At 43.3% G+C, this 19,096-nt stretch carries 19 protein-coding genes and 2 tRNA genes; 15 read left to right on the top strand and 6 right to left on the bottom strand.

All coding sequences use genetic code 11. From position 1 onward, the window contains the following. The first annotated feature begins 126 nt into the window (after positions 1-126). From folD to ACZM60_RS04900, 4 genes are all read left to right on the top strand, one after another. The gene (gene folD / locus ACZM60_RS04885; RefSeq protein WP_337420147.1) at positions 127-1,008 is read left to right on the top strand and encodes a bifunctional methylenetetrahydrofolate dehydrogenase/methenyltetrahydrofolate cyclohydrolase FolD; all 882 of its coding nucleotides are present in this window, start codon (positions 127-129) and stop codon (positions 1,006-1,008) included. Positions 1,009-1,140: 132 nt separating this feature from the next. Continuing rightward, positions 1,141-1,214, top strand: a tRNA-His gene (locus ACZM60_RS04890). A gap of 36 nt (positions 1,215-1,250) precedes the next feature. Beyond that, positions 1,251-1,324: transfer RNA gene (locus ACZM60_RS04895), tRNA-His, on the top strand. 105 nt (positions 1,325-1,429) lie between these two features. Next, the gene (locus ACZM60_RS04900; protein ID WP_021970776.1) at positions 1,430-2,560 is read left to right on the top strand and encodes a hypothetical protein; all 1,131 of its coding nucleotides are present in this window, start codon (positions 1,430-1,432) and stop codon (positions 2,558-2,560) included. A gap of 23 nt (positions 2,561-2,583) precedes the next feature. Here the strand turns inward: ACZM60_RS04900 and ACZM60_RS04905 are convergent, their stop codons facing one another. After that, on the bottom strand, positions 2,584-3,783 hold the full coding sequence (locus tag ACZM60_RS04905; protein WP_021970777.1) for an MFS transporter: 1,200 nt from the start codon (positions 3,781-3,783) through the stop codon (positions 2,584-2,586). 113 nt (positions 3,784-3,896) lie between these two features. Next, positions 3,897-4,916, bottom strand: coding sequence for a phenylalanine--tRNA ligase subunit alpha (pheS, locus tag ACZM60_RS04910; protein ID WP_489520915.1), 1,020 nt, complete (start codon positions 4,914-4,916; stop codon positions 3,897-3,899). A 152-nt stretch (positions 4,917-5,068) separates the two neighbouring features. Between pheS and ACZM60_RS04915 the strand changes: the two genes are divergently transcribed. Genes ACZM60_RS04915 through ACZM60_RS04925 form a run of 3 tightly spaced genes read left to right on the top strand, consistent with a single transcriptional unit; the run spans position 5,069 to position 7,778 of the window. Beyond that, a complete protein-coding gene (locus tag ACZM60_RS04915; protein ID WP_340319444.1) occupies positions 5,069-5,926 on the top strand; it encodes a DUF4348 domain-containing protein in 858 nt (285 codons plus the stop codon). Between the two features lie 51 nt (positions 5,927-5,977). Then, positions 5,978-6,988: a UDP-N-acetylmuramate dehydrogenase gene (gene murB / locus ACZM60_RS04920; RefSeq protein ID WP_489520916.1), complete on the top strand. Its 1,011-nt coding sequence runs from the start codon at positions 5,978-5,980 to the stop codon at positions 6,986-6,988. Positions 6,989-7,004: 16 nt separating this feature from the next. Further along, complete coding sequence (locus ACZM60_RS04925; RefSeq protein ID WP_489520917.1) at positions 7,005-7,778, top strand: MBL fold metallo-hydrolase; 774 nt, start codon at positions 7,005-7,007, stop codon at positions 7,776-7,778. 129 nt (positions 7,779-7,907) lie between these two features. Here the strand turns inward: ACZM60_RS04925 and nth are convergent, their stop codons facing one another. Further along, the gene (nth, locus tag ACZM60_RS04930) at positions 7,908-8,555 is read right to left on the bottom strand and encodes an endonuclease III (protein WP_021970782.1); all 648 of its coding nucleotides are present in this window, start codon (positions 8,553-8,555) and stop codon (positions 7,908-7,910) included. A gap of 38 nt (positions 8,556-8,593) precedes the next feature. Then, positions 8,594-9,640 carry a magnesium/cobalt transporter CorA gene (gene corA / locus ACZM60_RS04935; RefSeq protein WP_489520918.1) on the bottom strand — a complete coding sequence of 349 codons (1,047 nt, stop codon included), beginning with the start codon at positions 9,638-9,640 and terminating at the stop codon, positions 8,594-8,596. 156 nt (positions 9,641-9,796) lie between these two features. On the opposite strand from corA, the gene ACZM60_RS04940 reads away from it, so the two are divergent. The 3 genes from ACZM60_RS04940 (at position 9,797) to queF (ending at position 11,677) form a co-directional block, all read left to right on the top strand. Further along, on the top strand, positions 9,797-10,483 hold the full coding sequence (locus ACZM60_RS04940; RefSeq protein ID WP_340319440.1) for a queuosine precursor transporter: 687 nt from the start codon (positions 9,797-9,799) through the stop codon (positions 10,481-10,483). 1 nt (position 10,484) lies between these two features. Next, positions 10,485-11,144: a 7-cyano-7-deazaguanine synthase QueC gene (queC, locus tag ACZM60_RS04945; RefSeq protein ID WP_340319439.1), complete on the top strand. Its 660-nt coding sequence runs from the start codon at positions 10,485-10,487 to the stop codon at positions 11,142-11,144. A 77-nt stretch (positions 11,145-11,221) separates the two neighbouring features. Continuing rightward, a complete protein-coding gene (gene queF / locus ACZM60_RS04950) occupies positions 11,222-11,677 on the top strand; it encodes a preQ(1) synthase (RefSeq protein ID WP_021970786.1) in 456 nt (151 codons plus the stop codon). A 172-nt stretch (positions 11,678-11,849) separates the two neighbouring features. On the opposite strand, the gene ACZM60_RS04955 is transcribed toward queF, so the two are convergent. Then, positions 11,850-13,727, bottom strand: a complete 1,878-nt coding sequence (locus ACZM60_RS04955; RefSeq protein WP_021970787.1) for a DNA polymerase III subunit gamma/tau — start codon at positions 13,725-13,727, stop codon at positions 11,850-11,852. Positions 13,728-13,846: 119 nt separating this feature from the next. Between ACZM60_RS04955 and ACZM60_RS04960 the strand changes: the two genes are divergently transcribed. From ACZM60_RS04960 to ACZM60_RS04980, 5 genes are read left to right on the top strand one after another with little or no spacing between them, the layout of a single operon-like run. Next, positions 13,847-14,590, top strand: coding sequence for a polyprenol monophosphomannose synthase (locus ACZM60_RS04960; RefSeq protein ID WP_489520919.1), 744 nt, complete (start codon positions 13,847-13,849; stop codon positions 14,588-14,590). 2 nt (positions 14,591-14,592) lie between these two features. Next, a complete protein-coding gene (locus tag ACZM60_RS04965; RefSeq protein WP_489520920.1) occupies positions 14,593-15,936 on the top strand; it encodes a dihydroorotase in 1,344 nt (447 codons plus the stop codon). Between the two features lie 3 nt (positions 15,937-15,939). After that, positions 15,940-16,845 carry a vitamin B12 dependent-methionine synthase activation domain-containing protein gene (locus ACZM60_RS04970; protein WP_021970790.1) on the top strand — a complete coding sequence of 302 codons (906 nt, stop codon included), beginning with the start codon at positions 15,940-15,942 and terminating at the stop codon, positions 16,843-16,845. Positions 16,846-16,853: 8 nt separating this feature from the next. Then, entirely contained in the window at positions 16,854-18,005 is a 1,152-nt protein-coding gene (locus ACZM60_RS04975; RefSeq protein ID WP_489520921.1) for a metallophosphoesterase, read from the top strand. Between the two features lie 22 nt (positions 18,006-18,027). After that, positions 18,028-18,783, top strand: a complete 756-nt coding sequence (locus ACZM60_RS04980; RefSeq protein WP_340319434.1) for a lysophospholipid acyltransferase family protein — start codon at positions 18,028-18,030, stop codon at positions 18,781-18,783. A 95-nt stretch (positions 18,784-18,878) separates the two neighbouring features. Here the strand turns inward: ACZM60_RS04980 and ACZM60_RS04985 are convergent. Beyond that, positions 18,879-19,096 (bottom strand): hypothetical protein (locus tag ACZM60_RS04985; RefSeq protein WP_489520922.1); only part of this gene is annotated, 218 nt, incomplete at its 5' end.

Below are 19,096 nucleotides of genomic sequence, written 5' to 3' on the forward strand. Positions count from 1 at the left end.
CATATTGATGGAAGATAAAACAAATCTGTTAATAAAATATAAACGCAGAATCCATCCCTGCCAAGCGCCGTCGAAAAATCGTACATTTGTTAATACTATGAACAACCTAATATTGCAGTTTGTATTATGACATTGATTAATGGAAAAGAGGTTTCGGAACAGGTTAAGCAAGAAATTGCTGCCGAGGTAGCCGATATTGTTGCCCATGGAGGCAAACGTCCGCATCTGGCTGCGGTTTTGGTGGGACACGATGGAGGAAGTGAAACGTATGTTGCCGCAAAGGTTAAGGCATGTGAAGTCTGCGGTTTCAAGTCTACCCTCATCCGTTACGAAAGCGATGTAACTGAAGAAGAGCTGTTGGCAAAAGTACGCGAGTTGAATAATGATCCCGATATTGACGGATTTATCGTACAGTTGCCTCTGCCCAAGCATATCTCCGAACAGAAAGTTATCGAAACAATAGACTATCGGAAGGACGTAGATGGTTTTCATCCTATCAACGTAGGACGATTGTCGATTGGTCTTCCTTGTTATGTATCGGCTACTCCAAATGGAATTTTGGAATTGCTGAGACGTTATAACATCGAAACTCAGGGTAAAAAATGCGTGATACTGGGAAGAAGCAACATCGTAGGCAAGCCGATGGCTATGCTGATGATGCAGAAGGCCTATCCGGGCGATGCTACGGTTACGGTTTGTCACAGCCGGAGCAAGGATCTTGTAAGAGAATGCCGTGAAGCAGATATTATTATTGCAGCCATGGGACAGCCCAACTTTGTGAAAGCCGACATGGTAAAAGAAGGTGCAGTAGTGATTGACGTAGGTACTACGCGTGTACCCGATGCGACAAAGAAGTCAGGCTTTAAGCTGACAGGCGACGTGAAATTCGATGAAGTTGCTCCTAAATGTTCGTATATCACTCCGGTTCCGGGAGGAGTAGGACCGATGACCATCGTATCGTTGATGAAGAATACGTTGCTTGCCGGAAAGAAGGCTATTTACAAGTAATAAGTAAAAGGTCTTAAAAGAGGCTGGTTAAAGTGCAAAGTATACTTTTATTGAAAATTTTTGCCCAAACTATTTGCATATTCAAAATAAATGTATACCTTTGCACTCGCTTTTGAAAGGATAATCAACATGGTGACTATAGTTCAGTTGGTTAGAGCGTCAGATTGTGGTTCTGAATGTCGTGGGTTCGAGTCCCACTAGTCACCCTTTCATTAAAGCAGCCATACATTATAATTTATATGGTGACTATAGTTCAGTTGGTTAGAGCGTCAGATTGTGGTTCTGAATGTCGTGGGTTCGAGTCCCACTAGTCACCCATCTGAAAAGGAAGCGGTTCTCAGCATGAGAATCGCTTTTTTATTTCTCCGATTTTGCACTTTTTAATTATTTATTTATATTTGCATAAAAAATATAAATTACTATGAAGCTGCGTACGGTCGGTAAATTAGGAGTAATACTTTCCATTATATTATTCTGTATTGGGGTTGGGCTTTACAGTTTTGCCCGTCTGAGTTTTGCAGAGAGTGGAAAGGAGACTGACGTGCTGGCTTCTGTCCCTTCCGATTGTATCGGCCTTCTGGAAACGGATAATATAGAGTTTATTGTCAATGTTTTCCCTCAAACTACGTATGCCGGTCAACTGGACACATTACAACGCAGTGGTCTTCTGTCGGTTATCGGAAATGATCTGGCTCCCTATGTTCTTAATAATGCCCACGATTTGCACAATCGGATGGATTATATGATGGTCAGTTTTCACGCACCGGCTTCTCCAAGAAATTTGGTTATTTATTTTAAGACCAATGAACCGGGGAAGAAGTTTGTGCGTGAGATGGTGCGTAAGAGGGGAATAAACTTTAAGCCTAAAAAGGTGTCATACCGTGGTAAGTCTATTGATATTTATCCGGTAAATAACGGCGATTTCGTTTCCATTTATAATGGAAAAGGTTTTTTGGCTGTCAGCTATCAGAAATCTTTGATAGAAAAGGTTATCGATGCAGAGAAGGACAAGACCTCCCTGCGTCAGGATGAGGGATTTACGGCGGTGGCACATACCAAGACTGCTAATTTTCTGACTCTTTACGGGCATACGGCTTCTGTTCCTTTGCTGGCTGGTGATAGTACAGTGTGCTGGAGTGAGTTTGATATCCACCTGAGTAGTGAGGTTTTCTATTTAAGCGGTTCTATGTATGCTCCCGATTCATGTATGCATCAGATTGAAGAGCGGATGAAGAATATCCAGACGCATGCAGAAGATAGCATTCTGATTTTATCCGGACAGGAAAAGGTTGATTCTTGTATATCGAAGGTAGCGGTCGCCCCCCACCACACATTGTTCGATGAATGTGTTTCAAATCTGTCGCGTGATGCTTCGTTTATTATGGTGGCAGACATGGATAAGATTGCTCAGAATCTGAATGCTTATAAAGACTATCTGCCTGCCTTTATTTACGATCATGTAGAATTGTTCCGCTCGTTTATATTGTCAGTTCAGGTAACGAACGTAAATGGAAAACTTTCGCATATTTTTGTCTTTACGTACAAAGAATAGAAAGACATCCCTGTTGCCGGACTTTAGCGCAGTTTGTTCTTTATGAAGTGCGGGCCTGCTTTAAAGCGGAAATAAAACAAGGAAACTACTGTCAGGATGGCGCCAAACAGGTAGGCAATGCGGAAAGAAGCAATTTCTGCAATATATCCTCCACTTAGCATTCCTATGCCAAGCCCTACATCCCATGACGTTAGATAAGTACTTGTTGCTGTTCCTCGCTGGCTGTTGGGAGCCAGGTTAACAAATAATGTATTGTATGCAGGAAACATTGTTCCGAATCCTATACCTAATAATAAGGAAATCAGGAAAAACAGAATTGTGGTAAAGGTGCTGTTCCAGTCGATGAGCCAGCCACATGCCGTGAGTCCGAAGTAACACAGGCAGACCAGGTAGAGCCCTGCCGAAATAACTTGTGTAATCATGCCTTTGTCTACGAGGCGTCCGCTGAACAGACGGCTGATGGCCATTCCTACTGCCATCAGGGTAAAGAAGAAACCTGTTTCGGTTGTGAGTCCTATCTGTTTGGCATACATAGCCACATAATTTGTCGTCATACCGTAAGGAATGGATAACAAGAGCAGGCTGAAGCCGGCAGGAAGACCTTTCAGCAAAATAAAGCGGTCCAGCGAAATTGGTTCTCTTTTTACGGGAGGCTTATAGGGAGTCTTTACCAGTGTAGCAGCTATGAAGCCCAGTATGCACGATCCGAGAGAATAAGAAAAAATCGTTGTATAGGAAGCTCCTCCGCTATGCAGGAATAATCCAAACATCGGACCGATGGACATGGCAAGATTGTTGGCCAGTCCGTAATAACCCAATCCTTCTCCACGCCGGCTGGAAGGCATAATATCGATGACGACGGTATTTCCTCCTACAGTAACCATTCCAAAGGATATGCCGTGTACGATACGGAATATAATGAACAGAGTCAGTAGTCCAGCAATCATATATCCGGCAAAAATCAGTGTAAAGATAAAATAAGCCAGCAGATAGAGTGGTTTACGTGCAAACGTATCCAGAAAGTAACCCGAAAAGGGTCGGATGCAGAGAGAAGAAATAGTATAGCAAGAAAGTACTATACCGATTGTCGCATTTGAAGCGTTGAATATTTCCGATAGGTAAAAGGGGAGAACGGGTGTCAGTAGCCAGAAACCGAAATACAACAGAAAATTGGCTGCCAGTATGCAACAATAACTGGGTGTGACAAGACGTTCCTTTTCCATATCTTCTTAATTTTATTTTTGAAAAACGCGGATTAACATAGACTTTCATTCACCTTTATCGGCGTATCTGAAAATCTGCGTTAATCCGCGTTTCTTGTTTGCTGTGTATTAAATTAGTTTGCTGCTTCGAATTCTTCAAGGAAACGAGTATCGTTTTCCGAGAACATACGCAAGTCTTTTACTTTATATTTCAGGTTGGCGATACGTTCAACTCCCATACCGAAGGCATAACCCGTGTATACTTTGCTGTCGATGCCATTAGCTTCCAGAACAGCCGGGTCTACCATACCGCATCCTAAGATTTCTACCCATCCGGTATATTTACAGAAAGGACATCCTTCTCCACCGCAGATGTCACAACTGATATCCATTTCTGCGCTGGGTTCAGTAAATGGGAAGTATGAAGGGCGCAGACGGATTTTTGTTTCAGGTCCGAACATTTCTTGTGCAAACTGGAGCAATACCTGTTTCAGGTCGGTAAACGAAACATTCTTGTCGACATACAGACCTTCTACCTGATGGAAGAAGCAGTGAGCACGGTAACTGATTGCTTCGTTGCGGTATACACGTCCCGGACAGATAACTCGGATAGGAGGCTGTGAAACTTCCATTACTCGACTCTGAACAGATGATGTATGTGTACGCAAGATAATGTCTGGATGGCTTTCGATGAAGAAAGTATCTTGCATGTCGCGTGCCGGATGATCTTCAGGGAAGTTCATCGACGAGAATACATGCCAGTCGTCTTCAACTTCAGGACCGTCGGCGATTGTGAATCCCAGACGATTGAAGATATTGATGATTTCATTGCGGACGATGCTTAACGGATGTCTTGTTCCCAGTTCAATAGGATAAGCTGTACGTGTAAGATCAAGCTCGGCAGAACTGTTGTCCTGACACTCGAAAGCTTCTTTCAAGCTGTTGATACGTTCTTGAGTACGGTTCTTCAACTCGTTCAGTTTCATACCCACCTCTTTTTTCTGTTCGGCAGGAACGTTGCGGAAATCTGCCATCAGTGTATTGATTACACCTTTTTTACTTAAATATTTGATGCGCAGGGCTTCCAGCTCTTCTGCGTTCGAAGCTGTCAAGCCTTCCACTTCTTGAAGTAACTGTTCTATTTTTGCTAACATATTCTTCTTTTTATTATTTTCTTGTGCGCAAAGGTAAGGATTTAAACTGAAATTTTGTCTTTTTAAGCTCATAAAAAAGAAAACTGTATATGTTTTATTTGTTGAATGAAAAAAAGACGTATTTTTGCACGTGATTTTTCAGAAGCACTAAGATGAAAAAAGTTTTATTTGGGTGTTGTGTACTTATGCTGGCAGCCTCTTGTGGGGGAGGAAAGAAAAAAATGGATCCTTTTGATGCTTTAACTAAACAGATTGATTCGCTGGCTGTTGGCACCGATACATTACAGAAAGAAACTCCGGAGGTAGAAGATGTAGTTCCGGCTACAGCCGATGAGAGTTTCGCCGATTTCTTTTATAATTTTGCTTCCGATGCACGTTTCCAGCGTTCACGGATAAAATTTCCTATACCTTTTTATAAGGGTGAGCAGGTAGAGCGTATGTCGAAAGATAAATGGGTGTATGATCCGTTGTTTAGCCGTGATCCGGTCTATACCGTACTGTTCGATAAGGAAGAGGATATGGAGATGGAAAAAGATACAGCCATACATAGCGTGCAGGTAGACTGGATTTATCTGAAGGATCGGAAGGTTAAACGCTACTATTTTGAACGTGTTGCCGACTGTTGGTATCTGGAAGCTATCAATAAGGAAAAGCTGGCTTCGGCATCCGAAGGACGTGAAGATTTTTTTGACTTTTACAATCATTTCGTCAATGATTCCATTTTTCAGCGTGAACGTTTACATGACCCACTTGGTTTTGTTACGGTCGATCCGGAAGATGAGTTTCAAATTCTTGAAACAACTCTTGATGAAGGACAATGGTTTTCTTTCCGCCCGCCGATGCTGAAAGAGCGTTTGACAAATGTGCATTATGGACAAGAGGAGGTAGCTGACACGGACCAGAAAATTATCGAATTCAAGGGATTTGGTAATGGCTTCAGCAATACACTTTACTTTGAGTATCGTGGTGGAAAGTGGATGCTGATGAAGTTTGAAGACTTGAGTGACTGATTCGCTGGGCCTTTTAGGAAAGTAGAACTTATTTTTATTATAAAAACAGATATGAAAGAACTGAAAGACTATTCTCTTTTGCATCATAATACGTTCGGCATGGATGTATATGCGGCGTATTTTGTGGAATATGGTTCGGAAGATGAACTTTGTACTTTCTTGAAGCAGAAGAGTTATAAGCTTCCGTTGTTGCATATCGGAGGAGGAAGTAACCTGCTCTTTTCGGGTAATTTTGAGGGAACTGTACTCCATTCAGCCATCAAGGGCTATGAAATTGTAGCCGAAACTTCTGACACTGTCGACGTACGAGTCGGAGCAGGGGAAGTGTGGGATGACTTTGTAGCGTATACCGTACAACATAACTGGTATGGAGCTGTAAATCTGTCGTTGATACCGGGTGAAGTAGGTGCTTCGGCTGTTCAGAATATTGGTGCATACGGTGTGGAGGCTAAAGATTTGATAGTCGCTGTCGATACAGTATGTGTAGATACCGGAGAATTTCGTCGGTTTACCAATAAGGAATGTGAGTATGCTTATCGTAAAAGCATTTTCAAATTGGACCTGAAGGGGAAATATATAGTAACATATGTGACTTATCGTTTGCATAAGCAGCCCGTATGGCATTTAGACTATGGAAATATTCGTACGGAACTGGAAAAAGAAGCATGTCCGCTGACCTTAGAGAACTTGCGTCGTATAGTAATCCGTATTAGGGAAGACAAACTTCCGGATCCAGCCCAAACGGGAAATGCTGGAAGTTTCTTTATGAATCCGGTTATCTCCAAAGAGCAGTTTGAGGCTTTGCGGCGGACTTATCCTGATATGCCTTCTTATCCGGCTGGTGAAAACTTTGTGAAAGTTCCTGCCGGATGGATGATAGAACGATGTGGCTGGAAAGGCAAATCGTTGGGGCACGCAGGTGTTCATAGTCGCCAGGCACTGGTGCTGGTTAATTTGGGAGGAGCTACAGGGCAGGAAGTTATGCATCTTGCGAATGCCGTAGTTGCTTCCGTAAAGGAGAAATTCGGTATAGATATTTATCCTGAAGTGAATTATATTTAAGATACTTGATAACACGATGAAAGTAACGGTATTAGGTAGCGGAACATCTACAGGTGTACCTCAAGTGGGATGTACATGTCCGGTATGTACCAGTACTGACCCGCGCGATAATCGTCTGCGCTGTTCTGGTTTGGTAGAAACGGATGGGGTACGTATTTTGATAGATTGCGGACCAGATTTCAGGCAACAAAGTCTTGGTGTAAAAACGTTCCTGCCTATTGATGGAGTCTTGATAACCCATGAACATTACGATCATGTGGGAGGGTTGGATGATCTTCGTCCGTTCTGTAGCTTTCGGGATGTACCTGTATATGCAGAGGAATATACAGCCGACCGCCTGCAAAAGCGTATGCCTTATTGTTTTGTAGAGCATACCTATCCGGGAGTACCCAGTATCCCGCTTTCTGTGATAGAACCATACAAGACTTTTCAGGTTACTAACCTGTCGGGAAAGTCGGTAGATGTGATCCCATTCAGAGTGATGCATGGTAAGTTACCAATTATGGGATATCGTATAGGTAATGTAGCTTGGATTACAGATATGCTGACTATGCCTGATGAATCGTATGAAGTGCTGAAAGGATTGGATTACTTGTTTATGAATGCACTGCGCATCGAACCTCATTGGACGCATCAGTCGCTTTCGGAAGCGTTGGAACAAGCAGTACGTATAGGAGCAAAAGAAACTTATTTTATACATATGAGTCATCAGATGGGATTGCATGCCGAAGTAGACAAGCAACTTCCTGAGCATGTACATCTGGCATACGACGGACTTGTAATAGATTAAGAGAGAGCGGTAAAGCTCTGATGTATTTTATAATATAAGCCATATCGGTACTGTAAAGTAGTGATATGGCATTTTTTTTATGTATATAGTTCTCTTTTCCACCGTTGGGTATTGGCTTTGTGATGGAGCTTATTTGATTTTGCTGTTTAGTGATTCCTTACAGATTCCATTTAGTCCGCATTCTTCACATTTGGGATTGCGTGCTGTACACACATATCTGCCGTGTAATATCAGCCAGTGATGTGCCGTTGGAATAAGTTCTTTAGGAATATATTTTACTAAATACTTTTCGGTAGCCAGAGGGGTAGTACAAGTTTTCGGAACCAGTCCGATGCGATGACTTACGCGGAATACATGTGTGTCGACGGCCATTGCAGCTTTATTGAATACTACACTTTGTATTACGTTGGCTGTTTTTCTTCCTACTCCGGGCAGTTTTATCAGGTCTTCCAGTGTATTGGGCACTTCACTCTGAAAGTTCTTAACTAACATTTGCGCCATACCTACCAGATGTTTTGCTTTGTTGTTTGGGTAACTTACACTACGTATATATTCGTATACGACTTCAGGTGTTGTGTTGGCTAAAGCTTCCGGAGTAGGAAAGGCTTCGAACAAGGGCGGAGTGATCATATTGACTCGCTTGTCCGTACACTGCGCACTCAGTATCACTGCTATCAGTAACTGGAAAGGATTTTCATAGTGTAACTCTGTTTCAGCTACAGGAATAGCTTGTTTGAAATAAGCGATAGCCCGATCGTATAATTCTTGTTTTCTCATGTCTTTGCGATATAAGTTGAAATACAATAGTTGTTAGTTTAATACCATCTTTTATGCTTGAAATAGAAATACACAATGACTCCCACAACGATCATCAGTCCCCATGCCAAAAAATACCCGTATTTCCATCCCAATTCCGGCATCCATTGAAAATTCATTCCCCATATTCCTGCCAGAAACGTCAGAGGTATGAAAATAGTAGAAACAATAGTAAGCTGTTTCATTATGCTGTTCATTCGCTGGTCATTGTTTGCCAGATACAAATCTACCATGGCAGAAAGTAAATCGCGACATCCTTCCAGGGTTTGCAATACAAATTGCAAGTGATCGTTTACGTCGCTGAAGAACGGACGGTTTGCCTTATGCAATAGTTGGTTTTCGGTATGGAACAATTTGTTTATCTGTTCTTTCAGTGGGAAAATACTTTTTCTAATCAATCGGTAGTTTCTACGGTAAGATTGTATTTCTTCTATACCCGGTTGTTTTTCGGGGATAGGAGAGAGCGGGGAGAGAAACTGTTCTTCCAAGTCTTCCAGGTCATCTTCCATTTTAGAAATGAGCGACATAAAACTTGCCATAACGCTGTTTAGTATGACACTCAGCAGAAAGTCTGACTGCCTGTTTCTGATTTTCAAGACGTTCTTTTCCAGTGCAATATTTATTTCATTGAAGAAGTCTGTTTCTTTCTCGGCAAAGGTCAGTACAAAGTCTTTTCCTTGTACGATACAAAGCTGTTGGGGGATAAGTTCATTCTCTGCTGTCGGTGAGAGTTGTTTCAGAATAACTACATTATAAGTTTCATGCTCCTCTATCTTTGTCAGATGTTCTGAGTTTAATAAATCCTGCGTAGTGAGGAAGTCTATATTAAAATGGCTGCACAGCTGATGTATTGTTTCTGTGTTTTGCAAGCCATGTACTTGTATCCAGTTGATGCAATCTGTCTTGAGTTGAGAGATTATCTCTTGCAGGTCACCGCGACAGACCTGTGTTCCTTCGGCGTTATAGCTACATAGGTGTAGATGAGTAGGAGTTTCACTTTCTCCTATATATTTCAGCTTTTCGCTGAGTAAGTTATTCTTTGCCATGTCAGGATGAATTTAGTATGCACAAATATAAGTGTTTATTTGTAAATCGGCAAAAAGTTTGTACCTTTGCGCCCAATTAAAAACAAGAGAACATTAACATGCGATGCCGTGAATAACGGCCGTGTATTCTAGAACACCACGTAAAAAACAGGAGCGATGAAAAAAGAAAATCTCGTATCAGTACCTTTTATGGTTTTGGGTATTGTGTTTTGTGTCTGTCTGGTTGCAGCCAATCTTTTAGAAACCAAAGTAGTTCAGTTAGGTCCGATTTCTGTTACTGCCGGACTGATTGTATTTCCAATCTCTTATATTATTAATGACTGCATAGCCGAAGTATGGGGCTTCCGTAAGGCGCGCCTTATCATCTGGATGGGTTTCCTTATGAACTTCATGGTAGTGGCGATGGGCCAGATTGCCGTAGCTTTGCCGGCAGCACCTTTCTGGGAAGGCGAGGATGGCTTTAATTTTGTATTTGGAATGGCACCCCGTATCGCTGTAGCCAGCCTTCTTGCGTTTTTAGTCGGTTCGTTTATCAACGCATACGTTATGAGTCGTATGAAGATAGCATCACATGGAAAAAACTTTTCTGCGCGTGCCATTCTTTCGACTGTTTTTGGCGAAAGTGCCGATTCACTGATTTTTTTCCCATTGGCATTTGGCGGTTTGATGCCGGTGTCCGAATTGGGTAAAATGATGCTGGTACAGGTAGTTCTTAAAACTATGTATGAAGTAATCATTCTGCCTATCACTATTCGTATAGTCAAATACATTAAGCGCGTGGACGATAGTGATGTATACGATGAACATATTTCTTATAATGTATTGAAAATAAAAGAAATTTAATATGAACAACGAAGCTGCACTGGTTGTCTTCAGTGGAGGACAAGACTCTACCACTTGCCTTTTCTGGGCAAAAAAACATTTTAAAAAAGTATATGCACTGAGCTTTATATACGGGCAGAAGCATGTAAAAGAGGTGGAACTGGCTCGTGAAATAGCACGTAAGGCCGAAGTGGAATTTGAAGCGATGGATGTATCTTTTATAGGTCATTTAGGTAAAAACTCATTGACCGATACATCTATCCATATGGATGAAAAGAAGCCTGAAGGAACATTCCCGAATACATTTGTCCCCGGCCGCAACCTTTTCTTCTTGAGTATAGCTGCTGTCTATGCCCGTGAGCATGGCATTAGTCATCTTGTGACAGGAGTATCTCAGACCGATTTCAGCGGATATCCTGATTGTCGGGATACATTCATCAAGTCATTGAATGTAACGCTGAATCTTGCCATGGAAGAACAATTCGTGATTCATACTCCTTTAATGTGGATTGATAAGGCGCAGACTTGGGCATTAGCTGATGAACTGGGAGTGCTCGATTTGATACGCCATGAAACGTTGACTTGTTACAATGGTATTCCGGGTGATGGTTGCGGGCACTGTCCTGCATGTACCTTACGTCGGGAAGGACTTGAAAAATATCTTGCCAGCAAGGAAAAATAAAATCGTTTCTCGTGAGTTGATTGATACATGCGCGAGCGAAAAAATGATGTTTTGGTTAAAATATTAGATTGTAGTATATGGAAAGAAAAGATGAACTGACAATATTGGGAAGAACTACTACTTATAAACAAGACTATGCTCCTGAAGTCTTGGAAGCATTTGTAAACAAGCACCCCGAGAATGATTATTGGGTACGTTTCAATTGTCCGGAGTTTACCAGTCTTTGCCCCATTACCGGACAGCCGGATTTTGCAGAAATTCGTATCAGTTACCTTCCCGATGTCAAGATGGTAGAAAGCAAGAGTCTGAAACTATATCTGTTCAGCTTCCGCAATCATGGTGATTTTCATGAAGACTGTGTAAACATTATCATGAAGGATCTGATTAAGCTGATGGATCCCAAGTATATCGAAGTAACCGGAATCTTTACTCCTCGTGGAGGAATATCTATTTATCCATATTGTAATTATGGACGTCCAGGAACGAAATACGAGAAATTGGCAGAATATCGTATGCAAAACCACGATCTTTAAATAAAGAATGATGATTGAAAGGGGAGAGGATGGGTAAAGATTTATAGAAAATTCAATCCGAATAGTATTCCCTTATTCAAAGCAAGAAAGGCTGTCTCGTCAAGACAGCCTTTCTTGCTTTATTAGGTAAGTACTATTTCTTACAGAACAGTCAGTCTTTGCTGCTGTTTCATTATGACAGTTCCAGTCCGAAAGTTTCTTTCAGTTTCAGCAGGCTGGGGTTCTTTTTGCTCATCATCTGGAAACGTTCTACATGGCTGTAGGCACGAATATTTTCATTTGCCGCACTGACACGGACCGTCATTTTTATTTTGCGGTTATGCAGTTGCTGACGCAGATGCTGCTCTATTTGCGGAGCCAGTTGCGTCATATACTTTTGTACCATATCATTGTCTACAGCAATTTCGAAAGTCGTCTGATCCTTCAGCAGATGAGGTTGCATATTCATCATGCGGGCTGCATTGGCAGCTTCTTCTTTGGGAAGCCTTGCTGCAAATTCACGCCAATAATAATTCAGGTCTTTTTCGTTGAAGATATAATCTTCGTAAGCTTGTTCTACTTGTTGTACAGGCGCATTCGCATTTGTGGTACTACTGTTTGCCGCAGGCTGTTGGGCAGATTGTCTTCGGATGGATATGCCGAAACTACCTGCTTTCATAACCGGAATTTTCTTCTCCGTATTTGTTTTCGGAAGCGGATTCGGATGACCGGCAGGCGATGCAGCCGCAGCAGGAGCAGTTGTCTGCTGCTGAGTAGAAGGCTTATTAGTCACTTGCTGCTGTCCGGCAGGCTGGTTCTGAGATGCTGTTGTATTATAATGTCCCGTTGCTTCATGTGTAGCCTGCGGATATGCCTGATTAGCGCTTGCTTGTGCGGTATGATTGGTTTGCGCCTGATTGAAAACCGGTTTTAATGATTGCTTGGCAGGGCCTTGCCCACCACCGGAAATATCATTGTCGGCTGTCAGTTGTGCCAGTTGAATTAAAGTCAGTTCCACCAGCAGGCGTTTGTTTTTGCTCACCCGATAATTTAAATCGCAATCGTTGCACAACTTCATCGCTTTGTACAGAAACTGAGGACTGCATTTCTGTGCCTGTGCCTGATAGCGGCTGCGTATGGATGCACCTACTTCCAGCAGTTGCAGCGTTTCGGGATCACGGCTTACCAGCAAGTCACGGAAATGCGAAGTCAATCCCGTAATGAAATGGTTTCCGTCAAACCCCTTCTTCAGAACCTCATTGAATGTAAGCAGACAGTCGGAAACTCTGTTTTCCAGAAAAGCATCCGTCAGTTTGAAATAATATTCATAATCCAATACATTCAGGTTCTCTATCACACTTTGGTAAGTGATATGTCCGTTGGTAAAGCTGACCACCTGGTCGAAGATAGACAAGGCATCACGCATACCCCCGTCAGCTTTTTGTGCGATAACATTCAGCGCTTCCGGTTCCGCTTCGATATGTTCTTTCTTTGCCACGTTTTCCAGATGCTCTACCGTGTCGTTTACGCTGATACGGTTGAAATCGTATATTTGGCAACGGCTCAGAATTGTAGGAAGAATTTTATGTTTTTCGGTTGTGGCAAGAATGAATATGGCATGATGAGGCGGTTCTTCCAGCGTTTTCAGGAAAGCATTGAATGCAGCCTGAGAAAGCATGTGTACCTCATCGATGATATATACTTTATATTTTCCGATTTGTGGCGGAATGCGCACTTGTTCGATAAGTGAACGTATATCCTCTACCGAGTTGTTTGATGCGGCATCCAGTTCGTGGATGTTATATGAACGCTGTTCGTTGAAGGCACGGCACGATTCACATTCGTTGCAGGCTTCTCCATCGGCTGTAGGATGCAGGCAGTTGATTGTCTTGGCAAAAATTCGTGCACACGTTGTTTTTCCCACCCCTCGCGGTCCGCAAAACAGATAAGCATGCGCCAGTTTCTGGTTGGCAATCGCATTTTTCAGGGTAGTAGTCAGGGCGCGCTGCCCTACAACGGTATCGAATGTAGCGGGACGATATTTACGTGCCGATACGATATAATTCTCCATATGCCGATATAAGTGGTTAATTGTTTCTATGTTCGGAAGTACAAAAGTACATAAAATCTCGGTTTTCTCATGGGCTTGACCTGAAATATATTTATCTTTGCCCTAAAATGTAGATTATTATGCAGACAAGTGACAGTATCGTTATTATTCCTACTTACAACGAAAAGGAAAATATCGAAAATATAATTCGTGCAGTGTTTGGCCTGGAGAAATGTTTTCATATTCTGATTATCGAAGACAATTCACCCGACGGTACTGCTGATATTGTGCGGCGATTGCAGACCGAGTTTCCTGAACGTCTGTTTATGATAGAAAGAAAAGGAAAATTGGGCTTGGGAACGGCTTATATTACAGGCTTCAAGTGGGCTATCGAACATGGGTACGACTACATATTTGAGATGGATGCCGACTTCAGTCATAATCCTAATGACTTGCCTCGTTTATACAAGGCTTGTCATGACGACGGTGCCGACGTGGCAATCGGATCTCGTTATATCAGTGGCGTAAATGTGGTAAACTGGCCTATGGGGCGTGTGCTCATGTCGTATTTTGCATCGAAATATGTACGTTTCGTAACGGGACTTCCTATTCACGATACGACAGCGGGATTTAAATGCTATAAGCGTAAGGTGCTGGAAACCATACCGCTGGATAATATCCGTTTCAAAGGCTATGCTTTCCAGATAGAAATGAAGTTCACAGCCTACAAGTGTGGGTTCAAGATAGTGGAAGTTCCGGTTATTTTTGTAAATCGTGAACTGGGAACATCTAAGATGAATAGTAGTATTTTTGGTGAAGCCGTATTTGGAGTGATTCGGCTGAAATGGGATAGTTGGTTTAAAAGTTATCCAAAATATAAATAAATATGAAACGTACATGGATTTATAACGCTACAATTGTAAACGAAGGATTAAAGTTTGCTGGTTCTGTTGTTGTCGAAGGTGATACGATCTGTGAAGTATTGCACGGAGAAACTCGGCCCTCTGTTTTGTGTGACATCGAAATTGATGCTCATGGATGTTATCTTATTCCGGGAGTTATAGATGATCATGTACATTTCCGTGACCCGGGACTGACACACAAAGCCGATATGATGAGCGAAACAACTGCCGCTGCGGCTGGTGGAGTAACTTCGTTCATGGATATGCCGAACTGCAATCCGCAGACTACTACACTGGAGGCGCTTAACAATAAGTTTGCCGATGCTGGCAACAAGTGCATCGTAAATTACTCGTTCTACTTCGGGGCAACGAACAATAATGCAGATTTGCTGCATGAACTCGACAAGACCCGTGTGTGCGGAGTAAAGCTTTTCATGGGAGCCAGTACCGGAAATATGCTGGTAGACCGCATTGAGTCTTTGCGTAAGATATTTGCCGAAGCTGGTATGCTGATAGCGGCTCATTGCGAAGACCAGACTATCATTCGCTGGAATACCGAATTGATCAAGTCAAAATACGGAGAAGATGACGTTGATATTTCTTTCCATCCGCGTATCCGGAGCGAAGAAGCCTGCTGGCATTCTTCCTCGTTGGCAGTGCAGCTCGCCAAGGAAACAGGTGCACGCCTGCATATTCTTCATGTAAGTACGGCACGGGAACTGAAACTGTTCGAAGACAAGCCGATAGCTGAGAAACGCATTACTTCCGAAGCATGCGTGTCACATCTGATGTTTTGCGATGAAGATTACAAGACACTGGGCGCGCGCATCAAGTGTAATCCGAGCATCAAGACCCGAAACGACCGAGATATGCTTCGTAAGGCCCTTTCTACGAATCTGATAGATGTCATCGGTACAGACCATGCGCCTCATCTGCTGACGGAAAAACAGGGAGGAGCACTGAAGGCTGTTTCCGGCATGCCGAGCCTGCAATTCTCGCTGGTGAGTATCATGGAACTGGTAAGAGAAGGTGTATTGACCGTAGAACAGCTCGTACAGAAGATGTGTCATGCTCCGGCAGAGCTTTTCCAGATAGACAGACGAGGCTATATCCGTCCGGGGTATAAGGCAGACTTGGTATTGGTTAATCCAGACAGTGAATGGGAAGTTACCAAGGATTGCGTCTTGAGTAAATGCGGATGGAGTCCGATGGAGGGAAAGCACTTCCATGCGAAAGTAGAAAAGACATTTGTAAACGGAACTTTAGTATACAGTGATGGCAAGGTCGACACCCAACACCGAGGGGAGGCACTTGTCTTTAACCGATGAAAGATGCAGACAGACATTACAACAGTTACATACGAGATACACGATCTGGCAGAATACATTAACTGGATTTATTTTTTTCACGCCTGGGGATTTCAGCCCCGTTTTGCTGCCATAGCCGATATTCATGGCTGTGATGCCTGTCGGGCGAGCTGGCTGGCTTCGTTTCCTACGGAGGATTGTGCCAAGGCAGCACAAGCTATGCAGCTCCATAAGGAAGCCAACCGCATGCTGAACAGTATAGACGGACGTTATAAGGTATATGCCATTTACCGGCTGATGAATGCCAATGCCGATGGTGACAATCTGATACTGGAAGGAACCCGTTTCCCGTTGCTGAGGCAGCAGACTCGGGTTCGGCCGGACGATCCATTCTTGTGTCTGAGTGATTTCGTCCGTCCCTTATCTTCCGGTATAGTCGATACGGTAGGTGCCTTTGCCACTACCATCGATGAGGCTATGGAGAAGGAATTCGAAGGCGATGATTATAAATCTATGCTGATTAAGACTTTGGGAGAGCGCCTGGCAGAAGCTGCGGCCGAAAAAGTGCACGAAACCATCCGGAAAACGGTATGGGGATATGCCAAAGACGAGCACCTGACCATGAAACAACTGCTGAATGAGGATTATCAGGGCATACGTCCGGCGGTAGGATACCCGTCGCTTCCCGATATTTCCGTCAGCTTTCTGCTGGACGAACTGCTCGACATGAAACGCATTGGCATCCGGCTTACGGAAAACGGTATGATGCAGCCCCATGCTTCGGTATGCGGACTGATGTTTGCCCATCCGGCTTCTCGCTATTTCTCGGTGGGGAAGATAGACGAGGAACAGCTTGCCGATTATGCTGCCCGACGTGGATGCGATGTGAGTGAAATCAGAAAATATTTAGTGGCTAACCTGCAACAATAAGAAGTATTATGATACTGGCAAGAGTTTCACTGTTTTTTATCGTATTGCTGTTATTGCCCGACTGGTATATCTATAAGGTATATATAAGACAGGCAGAGCAGGCTTGGTCGAAGAAACTATACTGGTTGCCTACCACATTGCTGTTGCTGGCACTGATTGTTTTCGTTGCAGCCCATAATTCCCTGCATGAGTCCTTTGGCATTTATCTGATTGTGACTTTATGCTTTGCTGTGCCGAAACTGATATTTGTGTTGTGCGATATCTTGTTGAGAGCCTTACACCGGCTTATCCGTGTACCGTTGTATCACAAGACTGTATCGGTTGTAGTAGCCGTTGCTACATTGGCTTATGTCCTTTTTGGTGCGATATGGGGTAAGGAATACTTTCAAGTAAAGCAGGTCACCTTTTCTTCTCCCGATCTTCCCGCTGCATTCGATGGATATCGGATACTTCAGTTGTCGGACATTCATTCCGGAAGCTGGAAAGGGAATACGGAAGCCTTGCAGCGAGCTATAGAGCTTTGTAACGCCCAGCATCCCGATTTGGCTGTGTTTACGGGCGATCTGGTGAATAGCCGTGCCAATGAAATGAAAGAGTTCATGCCGGTTTTTTCAAAATTGCACGCCAGAGATGGAGTATATTCCGTACTTGGAAATCACGATTACGCTACCTATGCTCAATGGAATAGCGAGGCGGAACGACTGGCAAATATCGATACGCTGGTAATGAGGGAAGAACAGATGGGCTGGAAGATGTTGATGAACGACCATCGCATTATCCGCCGCGGAAACGATTCGATTGCATTGATAGGAGTAGAAAACAGCGGAAAGCCTCCTTTCCCTGACCGTGGTGATTTACCTCGGGCGCAACAAGGTACGGAGGGCATGTTCAAGGTGCTGCTGAGTCACGACCCTACTCATTGGCGAAGAAGCGTTTTGCCGGATACGGATATCCAACTGATGCTGGCTGGACATACGCACGATATGCAAGTCAATTTATTTGGATTTTCTCTTTCCCGCTTTGTTTATCCCGAACATCGGGGATTATACCTGCAACAGGGACGTGGACTATATGTCAATATCGGACTGGGATATGTGCTCTTTCCTATGAGGCTGGGAGCATGGCCCGAGATAACGGTCATTACCTTACGGAAGAAATAATAATTTATAAACTATACAAGCAATGAGATTCTTATACATTATCTATCAAATCTGTATCGGGTTGCCTATATTTCTGGTGGCAACTATACTGACTGCCCTGACTACCATGCTGGGCTGCTGGTTGGGAAACGGGCATTTCTGGGGCTATTATCCCGGAAAACTGTGGTCGCAGCTGACCTGTTTTCTGTTTTTACTTCCTGTTAAAGTTCGGGGACACGAACATCTGGACAAGAAAACTTCGTATGTGTTCGTTGCCAATCATCAGGGTTCGTTCGATATTTTTCTGGTATACGGCTTTTTGGGGCGTAACTTTAAATGGATGATGAAGAAAAGCCTTCGTAAAATTCCGTTTGTCGGTAAGGCATGTGAGTCGGCTGGATTCATCTTTGTCGACAAATCCAGTCCGCGCAAGATTTATGAAACCATAAAGGGGGCAGAAAAAGTGCTTCAGGGCGGAACTTCACTGGTGGTATTTCCTGAGGGAGCACGTACTTTTACCGGCCACATGGCGAACTTCAAAAAAGGTGCCTTTCTGCTGGCCGACCAGCTTCAGTTGCCCGTCATTCCGCTGACGATAGACGGTTCTTTCGACATCCTTCCTCGTACGGGCAAACTCCTTCACTGGCATCCGATGACGCTGACTATACATGAGCCTATTTACCCGCTTGGCAAGAAAGGTGAAGAAAACCTGCAAATGCTGATGACAGAATCGTATAAAGCGATAGAGAAAGATTTGCCCGAAAAATATAAGGGTAAGGTTGAAAATCCCGACCAGTAAGACGTTTTACCCCCTTTATCTCATTCAGTTGGCATCATACCGGAGTTTCCGGTAGATGCGCATGCAGATAAAGGGGGTAAAATATGCAGTCAGGTTTATAGAAAAGTCGTGCGTTCTCTTTTAAAACCTGCTGGCCTTTGTAATATGATTTGTACAAAGTCTTCAGAAATTTGTACAAAAAAACGGAAAATTTGTACAAATTTTCCGTTAAGCATGTTTGCCCTGCATGGGCAACAACTATAGGGTGTAAGTCCCGAACGAGCCTTGATAGTGGGAATCGTTAGCTTCAGGCAAGGGTGTCCACCGTGAGGGG

The organism is Phocaeicola sp. (assembly GCF_057861905.1).